We start from the raw sequence: 13,832 nt of genomic DNA on the forward strand, positions 1-13,832 counted from the left end.
GCACATTTTAGCGCAATCTCTGGCGACGGTTTCAAAACTTTAGCTGAAGGCCAACGTGTACAGTTTACTGTTACTCAAGGTCAAAAAGGCCCACAAGCCGAGAACATTGTTAGCATCTAATTGCTAAACAATTTAGTGGGTTAGAGATAACCCACTAATATATTTACCTTTATAATTATTTAGTCGAATATCTTCAAAACCTCCTCTGTAAATATTTTCCAAGCGCAATCTCATTTGTATACACAACTCATTAATTAGTACATTTTTAAACACATTTACTACTATCTCTCTTGAGCGAAAGCGTTGTATTGCCTACAATAGCGCATACTTCATTCAATATAGAATATGACCATGAACGACACTACCGCAAAACCTGCTTTACCAGATCGCCTTTCTATCAACCCACGTAGCCCACATCATGTGGAAGAAGTTTTTGAACACGATATTGGTATCACGTTCAACGGCAAAGAGCGTTTTGATGTTGAAGAATACTGCATCAGTGAAGGTTGGATAAAGTTTGCATCTCCAAAAGGGCTTGATCGTCGCGGACAACCTCTTTTACTTACAAGAAAAGGCACTGTTGAAGCCTTTTACAAGTAAGCTAATAATGCTTACTAAAAAAGCGACACCTTATTAGGTAGTCGCTTTTTTTGTGCATTTTTATAACTCATTTAATAGGTTTAGCTTTATTCATGCTCAACCTGATGAAGTTTCATTATAATTATTTAAAAAGTATGTTTGAATAACGCCATATAGTTTAGATATACAGAAACCCACAATGAATAAAGTAATTATTTTAGATGGCGGCATGGGACGTGAACTTAAGCGCATTGGCGCACCGTTCTCACAGCCACTTTGGAGCGCACAAGCACTAATAGAAGCCCCGCATTTTGTAACCCAAGCACACCAAGGTTTTATAGATGCCGGTGCTGAAATAATTACAGCTAACAGCTACGCCTGTGTGCCCTTTCATTTAGGTGAAGAGTTATATCAAGCTCAAGGCGCAGCCCTTGCACAGCAAGCTGCCGTTATTGCAAAAGAAGTAGCTCAAAATGCTAAACAAAATGTATTAGTAGCAGGTTCATTACCACCAGCATTTGGCTCTTACCGCCCTGAACTATTTGAAAGCGAACGCGCATTTACTATTTTAGATACACTATACAAAGCGCAAGACGAGCACGTAAATTTATGGATTGGCGAAACTATATCGAGTATTGAAGAAGCGCACGTTATGGCAAGCGTCCTTAAAGGCTCAAACAAGCCATGTTATTACGCATTTACTTTAACTGATGTGATAAGCGAGCAAGCGACACTTCGCTCTGGTGAGCTGGTAAGTGACGCAGTAGCGGCTTTGCTTCAACAAAATGTTGCTGGTATTTTCTTTAACTGCTCAATACCTGAAGTTATAGATCAAGCCTTTAGCGATACCAACGCAGTATTAGCCAAGCAAAATAAAAGTGTTGTTTTAGGGGCGTTTGCTAATGGCTTTACACCTATAGCACGCGATTACAAAGCCAACGAAGGCTCACAAGCGTATCGCGATATTTCACCTTCAGAATATCTAGACTTTGCTAAAAAATGGCATAGCCAGGGCGCAAGCATTATTGGTGGCTGCTGTGGTATAGGCCCTGAGTTTATTGAAGTGCTGGTAAACTGGAAAAAGAAACTTGAAAGCGCCTAAGCTTTTAGTGCTTTTTAGGGCTTATTGGCTACACCAATCGTGTTAAGTTATTAGGCATTTATAGCGACAGATAAATAGCGTGATAATAAGGCATAAATATCGACATGTAGCTGTTCTACATGAGAAATTTATAACGCTGTTAGCGCTCTATTTAGCACGCTAGAATGATTAAATATTTAAGTCGATTGGTGTCATTCCCAACACCCAATCAAGCCCTTGTATTGCTGTAGTAGGAAATGCGGTTGCATGGCTCGCCCCTTCAATAACAACGCTTTTTAATTCAATATTGTCACTGCTAAGTGCATTAATTTTTTGCGTTAATAGCTTTGCCCCTGCCACCATATTTTGCCCTTCACCAAAGCTTGGCGTTTCCTTTGCCCCTACCGATATATAAACCTTTGTAGGCACTTTAGGCTTATGTGCTTGTAGCGCTAATACTGCATTGCTGTTAAACCAAACCGATGGGCTGCCAATAATATAATTGTTAAATAAATCGGGCATCGTAAATAAAATAGTGGCACCAAATAACCCGCCTAAAGAATTACCTATATAGGTTTTTTGTGTGCTACTTGCTCGGTAGTTACTTTGTATAAATGGCAGCACAGTATTTTTTAAAAACAGCGCATGATTTTGAGCGTTACCGGTTTGCTTTTCCCAGCTTTGAGCCTTATTTGGGGTGTAGTCTCTAATTCGACTATTAGACCCTCTAGATCCTTTTTCGTAGCTAATGGCCACAATAATAGCCTCTTGCATATTGCCGCTATTCATAGGAAACCGTGTAGCACCCGCCACAATAGGAAACGTATACGGTGCATCGGTTAAATAAATAACTGGATATATTTTTTCAGGATGCTTTTTATATGACTTAGGGAGCTGAATAAAAACAGGATATACCCGTTTAGTAGCAGGCTCAGTTAACTCAATAACACTACTTCTAGGGATTTGGTACGGGGTATTTGCGCTTAATTTAAAACACATTAAAGCGCAGAGTAACAGCAAGTATTTTAAAGCAGTATTCATTTATATTAATTAACCTAAGCCAAGCGTAATAATCGATATTGAATGACTACTTTAACTCACTTTTAGCTTTAGGCTATTAAAAAAAAAGTTAAATATTGAAAGGCAGTGCTACATGTTAGCTGTTTGTAGCACTGATAACGCTAAGCTGCCTGATCAGTTTCAGCGCTTGAACACGGGCAGTTATCGTCATTTTGTTTAAGGCATTGTTGGTAATTAAACCAATGAGCTACAGCAATAAAGGCCGACCCAATTAAAGTAAACGCTTTTTCGGCGACCTCATGTCCTAGCAATACCGCACATATCATAAAGGCTAACCCAATAACGCCGCAGGCCATATAACGTAAACGCTTATGCTTTTTACAGCCTAAGCTTAATGCCAATAAACTTGTTGGCAGTACTGCCGCAAGAATCCATAAATGAAATTGTTCACTATCTATTTGCAGTACAGCAAAGCTTGGCAATAGCGCTAAAATAACCGGGGTTGCAAAACAATGTACTGTACACATTAACGATAACCCAATCGCCATACGATCCATAACACTTTGACTCGACTTCATTACTTCCTCTACTCATCAATTTTTTAAACAACGGCTTTACGTTTTAAAAGGCATTTAAGTAACAATAGTTAATTACTATTGATACATTATAACATTTCCCACATAATTGATATAATATAACATCCACCAAGGTAGTCAAATGAAACGTAGATCACAATTAGCTGTTCTCATAGCAGCTTTATTACCTGCAAGTGTGCTTGCATCCACAATAGAGGGCGTTGTTTTAAACAACAAAGGTAAAGTAGTTACCAATGCAACAGTAGAAGTTGAAGGCTCAGACCTTAAAGTAACCACCGATGAAAACGGTAAATTTGTAATAGCAGAGCTAAACAATGGCTTAAAAGAGCTACATGTTGTAGCCCCTGGTTATGCGCATCTCCATCTAGATATAACAATAACGAATGATGATAACCAATCGGTTACTTTTAATTTAAAGCGCTCGCCTATTGAAGTTATTGATATTGAAGCAACCCCTATTCATATGTCGGCAATGGAATCTGCGTCGCCTGTTAGTGTTTTATCTGGCGAACAACTAAGGCGCCAACAAGCCGCAACCCTTGGCGATAGCCTTGAAAAACTCCCAGGCGTTAATACAAATTTTCACGGAAAAGTAGCCAGCACACCTATTATTCGTGGCTTAAGCGGCCCGCGTGTACTCATTACTCAAAATGGCCTTGATGTCAGTGATGTATCTCGCGTTGGCCCCGATCACTCTGTTGCTTCGGAGGCGTCTACCGCACAACAAATTGAAGTTTTACGCGGCCCAGCAACACTGTTTTATGGCAGTGGCGCAATTGGTGGCGTAGTAAATGTGGTAGATAACCGCGTACCAACCGACAGTACAACACGCGGCGAGTGGAACGTAGAACATAACTCTGTTGATAACCAAAAAGTGGCCTCGTTTAATGCCACCACTGGCACAGACTCGGTGGCATTTTATGCCGATGCTTTTTGGCGTGAAGCTGATGACTACGAGGTACCTGTAGCCGCAGCTATAGATAACGACGGTGAAGGCCATAGTGGCGATTACAAAGTTGAAAACAGTAATGAAGAGTCTGATGGTTTTACTGTTGGCGCTAGCTATTTAATGGATAACGGCTTTATTGGCTTAGCAGTAGAGCAATTTAATCGTCAATACGGTATTCCAGGCCATACGCACGGCGAGGAAGAAGAGGAAGAACACAGCGACGAAGAAGAAAGCGTATTTGCTGATTTAGAGCAAACTAAAGTGCAATTATTAGGTGAGTACAACCTAGATAATAAATGGCTAAACAAAGTTAACCTGCGCGCTGGCCATACCGACTACGAACACGCTGAAATTGAAGGTGGCGCTGTAGGCACCACATTTAAAAACGAAACAAACGAATTACGCATAGACCTACTGCATAACCAATTTAACGAATGGAATGGCGGTATTAGCTTTCATTACAAGCAAAGCGATGTTGAAGCACAAGGTGAAGAGGCTTTTACGCCTCCATCTAAAACCGAAAGCTTTGCTGTAGCGTTAATGGAAGAAAGTCACTTTGGGGATTTTTTAGTGCAGTTAGGTGGGCGTATTGAGCGTGTAACAATTAAAGCAGGCGACGTATTACTGCCAAATATTAACGCTCACGCACATGATGAAGAAGGAGAAACCGACGAGCATGATCACGACCACGAAGAAAGCGCAGAAACCACTCGCGTATTTGACGTAGAGCATGAATTTACGCCAATCAGTTTATCGGCAGGGGTAGTATGGGATTTTACATCTAACTATAACTTAGGCCTTTCTGTGTCGCGCTCTGAACGTGCGCCTTCTGCCTCTGAATTGTTATCGTTTGGGCCGCACATTGGTACTGGCACATACGAAGTAGGCGCACTATTTGATTTAGATGAAGATGGCCATTTGGGTTTATCTGATCAAGCAATAGATCTGGAAACAGCCAATAATATCGATTTAACCCTACGTAAAACTCAAGGCGATGTTGGCTTTATTCTAAATGCCTTTTACAACCAAGTAGATAACTATTATTACCAAATAGACACTGGTTTATACGCAGAAAGTGGACACGACCATGGCGATGAAGAAGAAGGCGCTGACGAACACGACCATTCATCAGAGCTACCTGTTTATTTATTTAAAACAGACGACGTAATTTTACACGGTTTTGAAGCGCAAATTGCGTGGCAATTAACCGATGAATTTAAAGTAGATTTATTCTCTGATTACGTGCGTGCACGCCTTAAAGACGGCGGCGATTTACCCCGTACACCACCGCTTCGTTTTGGTAGCGAGTTAAGCTATCAAACAGATAAATTAAGTGCGCATATTCACGTTACTCGCTATCAAAAGCAAGACCGCACAGCCCCACAAGAAACAGCCACAGGCGGTTACACATTGGTTGATGCAAGCATCTCTTATGACCTTTCAGTATTAAACCAAGATATGTCTGTGTACCTACGAGGCACTAACTTAACAGATACAGAAGCACGCGTGCACAGCTCGTTTGTAAAAGATATAGCACCACGTCCAGGGCGTAGCTTTGCGCTAGGCATTCGCGGTTATTTTTAAAATAATTTTAAATAAAGGGAAACTAACATGAAAGAACTATACAAATTAAAGCTTATTGCACTGGCCATTAGCGCTACATTTATAACAGCCTGTGGCGATGCAGAAACCAACATTGTAGAAAAAGATCCGATTGTTGTAGAAGACGAGCACGATCATGACGATGATGATCACGACCATGATGATGGCTACACAATTGATTCATTAGGCAGATTAGCTGTGCTTGCAGGCGATAGCAACGAAGCCAGCTTTTATGACCTAGATGACAACGCTTTACTTGAAACATTTACCCTGACGAATGATTCAAACACACTGTCGTCATCACCTGATTTTCGTTATGCCGTTATTGCAAGCCGCGCACAAGATTACCTAGGCTTTATTGATGGTGGTTTATGGCGTGAAGACCATGGCGAGCATTTACACGACTATGAGCAAAGCCCAGCAGCTAGCAGTTATGAGCTAACAAGTGGCAGCCGCCCTACTCACCTTGTAAAACATGACGGCCAATTAGCTGTTTTTTATGATGGTGATGCAGACTCAGGCACGGTTGCCTCTGTTGAAGTATTAACAGATAACGACATAACCAGCGCAACAGCAACGCTACCGGGTATTAGCTACGATATTAATATGCACGGTGTAGCAGAGCCACGAGGAGAGCATTTATTATCAACACTTCGCCGTGATGACAGCGAAAGCACATCGGTTGCTAAAGTACTGCCAGACCAAGTAGGTGTTTATCATTTTCATGATGGTGAATACGAGCTTGAACAAACCTTAGAAGTTACGTGCCCTGATTTACACGGCGCAGCACAAAACCACGATTATGTAGTATTTGGCTGTAGCGATGGTGTGTTATTAGCCCACCAACAAGATGATGAATATGAAGCTGAAAAAATAGCGAATATTGCAGCTGTTGGCGATTTACGTATTGGTAGTATTTATGGCCACGAAGATAGCGAGACCTTTATTGGCGTAGCGTCTGGCCACGGTGGGGGCGAAGCCGTAATTGTAACTATTAACCCAGCAACAGCTCAAATGGAAGAACTAGAATGGCAACAAGCCGATGGCGCAAGTGCTGTGTCGTACTCTTTTTCAGCCCATGGAGAGCACTTTTTAATATTAGACAGCTTAGGCTTTTTAAATGTATTTAGCGCACACGACCATGATGACGAAATGCACTGGGAGCTTGAAGGCCAAGTTGATATTACCGAGCAAGATGTATCAACTATGCCAGAGGGCATGAGCTTTAGCATGACAGTGGCGCAAAATGGTCAGTTTGCTTATGTAGCCGACCCGATTGCTCAGCACGTTGTGCAAGTACACTTAGAAGACTTAGAAATTGAAAGTGAGGTTGAGCTTACTTTTGCCCCAAGTGCAATTACTTGGCTGGGTATTGCGCAAGAGGAAGACGATCACGAGCATTAATTTAAAACTAGCGCTTTAAGTTAAACCCACAAAGTAAAAAACCCGTAATTAGGTTTACTAATTACGGGTTTTTTACAGCTATTTATTTAGCTCTATTGTTACTTACGGCGCCAGCCACTCCATACATCATCTATATCATCGGCTTTATTTTTTTTCTTTTTCTTTTTCTTGCCTGTACCTTCTGGTTTTGCCATTGGCTTTTCATTTTTAAGCGCCTGTGCAGCATCAAGGTTAGCTTGGTTTACAGCAAAGCCTGTAACCCCTTCACGCTCTAAGCGTAGTTTGTTTTTCTTCTCAATAATTTTAAAGTGATGAAAGTCTTCATAATCAATTAACGATAACGCTAAACCAACTTCACCAGCACGGCCGCTTCGGCCAATACGGTGCATATAATCAGAAGGGCTGCGTGGTAGGTTAAAGTTTATTACCACTGGCAGCTTCTCAATATCTAAACCACGTGCAGCAATATCGGTTGCGATAAGTACTTCGATTTCGCCCGCTTTAAATTTTTCTATTACGCGAGTACGCTCACTTTGGCCTTTATCGCCATGGAAAACTTGTGCATTAACACCGCGCTTTTCAAGTTTACTAGCTAAATGCTCACAGTCTTTTTTCGCGTTCACAAAAATCAGCGCTTGGCGCCATTTATGCGTTTTAATTAAATGTGCTAAAACTGTGGTTTTTTCACCTTTGTTTACGGTAAAAACACGCTGTACTAAGGTGCTTTCATCTTTGTTTTGTACTTGTATTTCAACTGGGTCGTTTAAAAGCTCTTGCGTTAATAGCTTAACTTGCTCAGGGAAAGTTGCTGAAAACAACATGGTTTGTTTTTTAGCAGGCATTAACGCTAAAAGCTCAGCAAGCTCTTCAGTAAAACCAAGGCTTAGCATGCGGTCGGCTTCATCAAGCACAAGCGTATTTAGTTTATCGAGCTTAATAGCATTGCTTGAGATTAAATCGAGTAAACGTCCTGGTGTTGCCACTATAATATCAGCACCGCCACGAAGAGCCTGCATTTGTGTATTAACCGATACACCACCAAACACAGCTACTGTTTTAATCGCGCCATTAAAGTTTGCAGAGTACGATTTAACACTATCGGCCACTTGCGTAGCAAGCTCACGGGTAGGTACCAAAATAAGCCCCGTTACAAAGTTACCTTTGCTGGCAGTATTTTTAGCGCCCTGCTCAAGGAAAGCTTTTTGCAACATAGGTAATGCAAACGTTGCTGTTTTACCTGAACCGGTATTTGCCCCTGCAATTAAGTCACTTCCCGTCAAAATACTCGGAATTGCTTGTGCCTGAATAGGTGTAGGTTGTGTGTATTCAAGATCAGACAATCGAGCAATTAGCTCTGGAATTAGGCCAAGTTCGTTGAAATTACTAGGATTTGCGGCTGAGGTCATAAAATTTGCGGGCTCATTACTAAAATAGCCTGCAATTTTAGCGTATTTATTACCCGTTAAGTAGGGGTTAGTGATTTTAATGTGGTTTTAGAAAAAAAGAAAAGCTGTTACTCCCTTTTCTCTTTAAATATATAACAATCGAGTTGGATTAAAAAGTGGTTATATTTCGTCTTTGCCTAAAGCTATTTGTAGTCTAGCTTTTGTTTCTTTTAAGTAATTTATATAAGGGTATGAGTCATCTGCAATTGCTAGAGCAGATTCCATATTTTCAAGCGCTTGACGAGTATCCCCCTGCATTTCATAGCCATAAGATAAGGCTGAAAGCGCATCGACTGATTTTGGGTAGTTTTTTTTATTGTACTTAAACACCTCTATAGCGCGGGTAAACTGCTTGCTGCTCGTTAAGTTATAACCGAGTGATCTAACAGCGCGGTCTGGTGGCGCAACCTGCTCGCCCCATTGTTGAGATAAGTTTTGATAATAAGCATCAATAGAGGCTACATCGTCAGTTAAATCACTTATGGGCATTTGTTTAGGCAAAAATAAGTTGTGATAGGCATTAAATGCACCAGCAACGGAAGTCAGGTTATGCGAGACACCGTCAAACGCATTACTAAAGAAGCGTAGCTCTCGCACTTTATGCGATTGCAGTGATTGCTGTAATTCATCGTATCTTTCACGCATTATGCCGGCTTCTTCGCCAATATTGATATAAACGTAGTTATTCAGGTCTTTTGTTTTAGCTATAAACGATTTTGTACTTTTTACCGATGCGCCATAGTTCCACCAAACGGCAGGGCTGTAAGCAATATGCGCTTGGAAAAGCTCAGGGTTAGCTTGCATAGTATAAAGTGCAAACACGCCTGCTGCTGAGCCCCCAGCAATCACATTAAAGTTATGCGTACGATAGTTTTTATTAATTAAGGGCATAAGCTCTTGCTCAATAAATGCTAAAAACCTTGCTGCACCACCACCTTCACCTACCGGGCCTTGTGGCTCTTTATTAACTGTGGGGTATAAATCTCTTAAGCGATTGGTGTTTTCAATAGCGACAATAATAACCTCAGGCGCAAGATTATTATTTTGCAGTCGATCCATTACAGCACTTATAAGCGGTATGTTACCCGCGCCATCTAGGCGATAAATAACTGGATAAACTTTGTTTGGATTAGCTTGGTAACTCTTTGGAAGTTGAACTACAACGGTACGTAGCTCATTTAAAATTACTGAATTGATAGTATGCGTTTGTTGCTTATAGCTAATGGTTTGCTGTTTTAAATCAGGCTCTGCAAGTGTGTTATTAGAAACTATAAATAAGCTATATATAAAAATAGCAGTGAATAAACGCATAGCTAATCCTTTAGAAAATAGTGTGTTATTTAATCTAACAGGCTTTGAGGTACAAAAAAAGGCGCATCGAGCGCCTTTTTAGTTTTAACTAATAAATAATAACCTATTGATTTTACTCAACCGTAACAGATTTAGCTAAGTTACGAGGTTGGTCAACGTCGGTACCTTTAATTACCGCTACGTAGTACGACAGTAACTGTAATGGCAGTGTGTAAACAATTGGCGCAATAATGTCGTCAGTGTGGTTTACGTTGATAACACGCATTGTGTCGTCTGACTCAAAGTGTGAATCTTTATCTGCGAATACGTAAATAATGCCGCCACGTGCGCGTACTTCTTCTACGTTTGATTTAAGCTTTTCTAATAACTCATTGTTTGGTGCTACAACAATAATTGGCATGTCAGCATCAATAAGTGCGAGTGGGCCATGTTTTAGCTCGCCCGCTGCGTAGGCTTCTGCGTGAATGTACGAAATCTCTTTAAGCTTAAGCGCACCTTCCATTGCGATTGGATATTGTGAGCCACGACCTAAAAACAGTGAGTGATGCTTGTCGGCAAATTCTTCTGCAAGGTCTGCAATGCCATCTGCAAGCAGTAATGTTTCTTCAAGCTTAGCAGGTAGTACTTTTATAGCATTAACAATAGCACTTTGATCAAGCTGTTTTTCTTGAGCTATAGACGCAGTAAGCATTAACAAACCAACTAATTGCGTTGTAAATGCTTTAGTAGAAGCCACGCCTATTTCAGCGCCAGCTTTAGTCATAAAGGCTAGGTCTGATTCGCGTACAAGCGATGAACCAGGTACGTTACAAATGGTCATTGAGGCCATGTAACCTTGCTCTTTAGCTAGGCGTAATGCAGCTAGCGTATCGGCAGTTTCACCCGATTGAGAAATAGTAACAAGTAAGCTATTTTCATGAACAAACGACTGACGGTATCTAAATTCAGAAGCTATTTCTACATTACAGCTAACGCCTGCAAATTGCTCAAGCCAATAACGTGCAACCATACCTGAATGGTAAGACGTACCACAGGCAATAATTTGCACGTGTTTTACGTCTTTAAATATTTGCTGAGCGCTTTCGCCAAAGGCATCAATTGCTACGCGGTCGTCGTTTAAACGCCCTTCAAGGGTATTACGTACCGCAAGTGGTTGCTCGTAGATTTCTTTTAGCATGTAGTGGCGGTAGTCGCCTTTGCCTGATGCATCTTGTGTAATGTTTGACTCAATCACTTCACGCTCTACAGCGTCGCCATTTTCATCAAAAATTTCTACTGTGTTACGTGTAATACGCGCTACATCGCCTTCTTCTAAAAAGATGAAGCTACGAGTAACAGGTAATAGTGCTAACTGATCAGAAGCTATAAAGTTTTCGCCAAGGCCTAAACCAATAACAAGAGGGCTACCTGAGCGCGCTACAATGATTTCGTTGTCGTTCGCTTTATCAAATACAACTGTACCAAAAGCGCCTTCAAACTGTTTAACAGCAGCTTGTACTGCTGTAAGTAAACTAGTGTGCTGCTTACGAAGCTTATGAATTAAGTGCACCATTACTTCGGTATCGGTTTCAGATAGAAACTCGTAGCCTTCTTCTTTAAGCGATGCGCGTAAGCTTGCGTGGTTTTCAATAATACCGTTGTGCACAAGTGCTAACTGGTTGTTTGATACATGTGGGTGTGCATTTGCTTCTGTAACGCTACCATGTGTTGCCCAGCGCGTATGTGCAATACCTGTATGACCGCTAACACCTGCTTTTTCTAGAGCTGCTTCTACGTTAACTACTTTACCTACTGCTTTTACAGTATTTAGCGTAGAGCCTTCTAGTAGTGCTACACCGGCAGAGTCGTAGCCACGGTATTCAAGTCGCTTCAGCCCTTCAATCAGTATTCTATTTACTGGACGTTCTGCAACTGCCCCAACTATTCCACACATAATCTCTCCAATAATCTTGTATATTTACCACTTTGTGGCTACTCAATAAATTCAGCGCAAATTAGTTTTACACCACACGCCTCAATTGCTTTGCGCTTTTCATCTGCTAAGCCATTGTCGGTTATTAATGTGGTTACTATTTTCCACGGTAATTCTAAATTTGGTATTTTTCGGCCAATCTTATCTGATTCAACCATTACAATTACTTCACGAGCCGCTTTTGCCATTACTTGGCTCAAACCAACTAACTCATTAAAGGTTGTTGTGCCACGTTTTACATCTATACCGTCTGCGCCAATAAATAGCTGATCAAAGTCATAAGAGCATAATACGTTTTCGGCAACTTGCCCCTGAAACGACTCAGAATGCGGATCCCAAGTACCGCCAGTCATTAAAAGTGTTGGCTCGTTTTCAAGTGATAGTAAACGGCTCGCCACTTTAATCGCGTTAGTCATTACAACTAACCCGCGCTTATTTGCAAGCTCTGGGATCATAGCGGCCGTAGTACGCCCGCTATCAATAATAATGCGGTTATGATCTTTTATAAGTGCTGCAGCAGCCTTAGCTATTGCTACTTTTCGCTTAGAGTCTATTTCGTCACTTACAATTTCTTTAGGCAGTGCGATAGCACCGCCGTAACGGCGCAGTAATAAGCCACTTTTTTCAAGCGCGGTTAAATCTTTACGAATGGTTACTTCAGATGTTTGAAACTGCTCCGCAAGCTTTTCAACAGCTACTTCACCTAGCTCATTTACCTGAGTAAGTATTAAATGACGGCGTTGCTGGGTGTTTCGTTTGGTCATAAAGCTCGTAGATTAAGTTTCGTTTCGAAAGATGTGCAATTCTAAACGAAACTAATTAAATGGCAAGTGAACGAGCAAAAATAAAGCAGCTTTCAACGAGTAATAATAAAGGTAAAATAGTCACAGCATCTCTTAACTAAACAAAGAAACTTTAATGCAGCCATTTAATAGCTTAAACAAAGAGCTTTTAGCCCTACGTAAACAAACAGGCGAAATATGCCGACTCTTCAATAAAAGCCCGAGTAAAGGTAATTTAAAACGCATTAAAGAGCTATTCGCTCAATGCGGTGAAGGCGTAATTATAGAGTCAGGGTTTCATTGCGATTATGGCAATCAAATAGTTATTGGTGATCGTACTTTTATAAATATTAATTGCACACTCCTAGATTCGCCATTAGCCAATTACTCAATCACCATAGGTGATGACTGTTTAATAGGCCCGAACGTTCAGCTTTTATCTGTGTCACATGCTACTAATCCAGCAGAAAGGCTTAATAAAGAAAACTTTGCAGCCCCTATCGCGTTAGGCAATAACGTATGGATTGGCGCAGGCGCTATTATTTTAGCGGGTGTGAGTATTGGTGAAAATAGTATTGTGGGTGCAGGATCTGTAGTAACTAAAAATGTAATGGCTAATACCGTAGTAGCGGGTAATCAAGCTCGTGAAATAAGAACACTATAGTTATTACCGATGTGATTTTAACGTCGGGAGTCGCTGTGCTCGCCCGGCCTACGTGATGGGGGTTGCTGTGAGTGTGTGTTAATTGCGCACATTTTACTTTTCTGCAGACGTAAAAAAGCCCGACTGTTTCTAGTCGGGCTCTCTACAATTTGAAGCCTGGTAATGTCCTACTTTCACATAGCAAATGCTACACTATCATCGGCGCTGTTTCGTTTCACTACTGAGTTCGGCATGGAATCAGGTGGGTCCAAAACGCTATTGTCACCAAGCAAATTAGGGCGTTAATTCGTATATCTACGCATTAACTGAATTTGGAAAATATCTGATAATATTTTTTAAGTCTTTCTAAGTAATGTCTACTTTAGTCATATTAACTTCTGTCAAACTGTCGCATAAAACGCGTTTGGCGTTGTATGGTTAAGCCTCA

General features: G+C 41.0%; 12 protein-coding genes and 1 rRNA gene. 6 read left to right on the top strand and 7 right to left on the bottom strand.

From position 1 onward, the window contains the following. From H5159_RS08985 to H5159_RS08995, 3 genes are all read left to right on the top strand, one after another. Nucleotides 1–120 (top strand): cold shock domain-containing protein (locus H5159_RS08985; RefSeq protein WP_166379625.1); only part of this gene is annotated, 120 nt, incomplete at its 5' end. Between the two features lie 231 nt (nt 121–351). Then, nucleotides 352–600, top strand: coding sequence for a DUF3297 family protein (locus tag H5159_RS08990; RefSeq protein WP_002963088.1), 249 nt, complete (start codon nt 352–354; stop codon nt 598–600). Between the two features lie 178 nt (nt 601–778). Next, the gene (locus tag H5159_RS08995) at nt 779–1,681 is read left to right on the top strand and encodes a homocysteine S-methyltransferase family protein (RefSeq protein ID WP_182780170.1); all 903 of its coding nucleotides are present in this window, start codon (nt 779–781) and stop codon (nt 1,679–1,681) included. Nucleotides 1,682–1,849: 168 nt separating this feature from the next. Here H5159_RS08995 and H5159_RS09000 read toward each other — a convergent pair whose 3' ends face one another. Next, complete coding sequence (locus H5159_RS09000; RefSeq protein WP_182780171.1) at nt 1,850–2,701, bottom strand: alpha/beta hydrolase; 852 nt, start codon at nt 2,699–2,701, stop codon at nt 1,850–1,852. A 140-nt stretch (nt 2,702–2,841) separates the two neighbouring features. Continuing rightward, entirely contained in the window at nt 2,842–3,258 is a 417-nt protein-coding gene (locus H5159_RS09005; protein ID WP_076925521.1) for a MerC domain-containing protein, read from the bottom strand. Nucleotides 3,259–3,397: 139 nt separating this feature from the next. Here H5159_RS09005 and H5159_RS09010 point away from each other — a divergent pair, with 139 nt between their 5' ends. Together H5159_RS09010 and H5159_RS09015 are read left to right on the top strand one after the other, a co-directional pair. After that, nucleotides 3,398–5,809, top strand: a complete 2,412-nt coding sequence (locus H5159_RS09010) for a TonB-dependent receptor (RefSeq protein ID WP_182780172.1) — start codon at nt 3,398–3,400, stop codon at nt 5,807–5,809. 27 nt (nt 5,810–5,836) lie between these two features. Further along, entirely contained in the window at nt 5,837–7,231 is a 1,395-nt protein-coding gene (locus H5159_RS09015) for a 5-methyltetrahydrofolate--homocysteine methyltransferase (RefSeq protein WP_182780173.1), read from the top strand. 98 nt (nt 7,232–7,329) lie between these two features. On the opposite strand, the gene H5159_RS09020 is transcribed toward H5159_RS09015, so the two are convergent. The 4 genes from H5159_RS09020 to H5159_RS09035 form a co-directional block, all read right to left on the bottom strand. Then, nucleotides 7,330–8,637: a DEAD/DEAH box helicase gene (locus tag H5159_RS09020; protein ID WP_182780174.1), complete on the bottom strand. Its 1,308-nt coding sequence runs from the start codon at nt 8,635–8,637 to the stop codon at nt 7,330–7,332. A 159-nt stretch (nt 8,638–8,796) separates the two neighbouring features. Further along, on the bottom strand, nt 8,797–9,987 hold the full coding sequence (locus H5159_RS09025) for an alpha/beta hydrolase-fold protein (RefSeq protein WP_182780175.1): 1,191 nt from the start codon (nt 9,985–9,987) through the stop codon (nt 8,797–8,799). 112 nt (nt 9,988–10,099) lie between these two features. Beyond that, on the bottom strand, nt 10,100–11,920 hold the full coding sequence (glmS, locus tag H5159_RS09030; protein ID WP_182780176.1) for a glutamine--fructose-6-phosphate transaminase (isomerizing): 1,821 nt from the start codon (nt 11,918–11,920) through the stop codon (nt 10,100–10,102). Between the two features lie 38 nt (nt 11,921–11,958). Continuing rightward, nucleotides 11,959–12,723 (bottom strand): DeoR/GlpR family DNA-binding transcription regulator, encoded by a 765-nt coding sequence (locus tag H5159_RS09035; protein ID WP_182780177.1) that lies wholly within the window; start codon nt 12,721–12,723, stop codon nt 11,959–11,961. A gap of 154 nt (nt 12,724–12,877) precedes the next feature. On the opposite strand from H5159_RS09035, the gene H5159_RS09040 reads away from it, so the two are divergent. Continuing rightward, complete coding sequence (locus tag H5159_RS09040; RefSeq protein WP_182780178.1) at nt 12,878–13,405, top strand: sugar O-acetyltransferase; 528 nt, start codon at nt 12,878–12,880, stop codon at nt 13,403–13,405. 154 nt (nt 13,406–13,559) lie between these two features. On the opposite strand, the gene rrf is transcribed toward H5159_RS09040, so the two are convergent. Then, a 5S ribosomal RNA gene (gene rrf, locus H5159_RS09045) occupies nt 13,560–13,674 on the bottom strand. Nucleotides 13,675–13,832: the final 158 nt, after the last annotated feature.

It is taken from the genome of Pseudoalteromonas sp. SG43-1, from assembly GCF_014164415.1.
Classification (GTDB): domain Bacteria; phylum Pseudomonadota; class Gammaproteobacteria; order Enterobacterales; family Alteromonadaceae; genus Pseudoalteromonas; species Pseudoalteromonas distincta.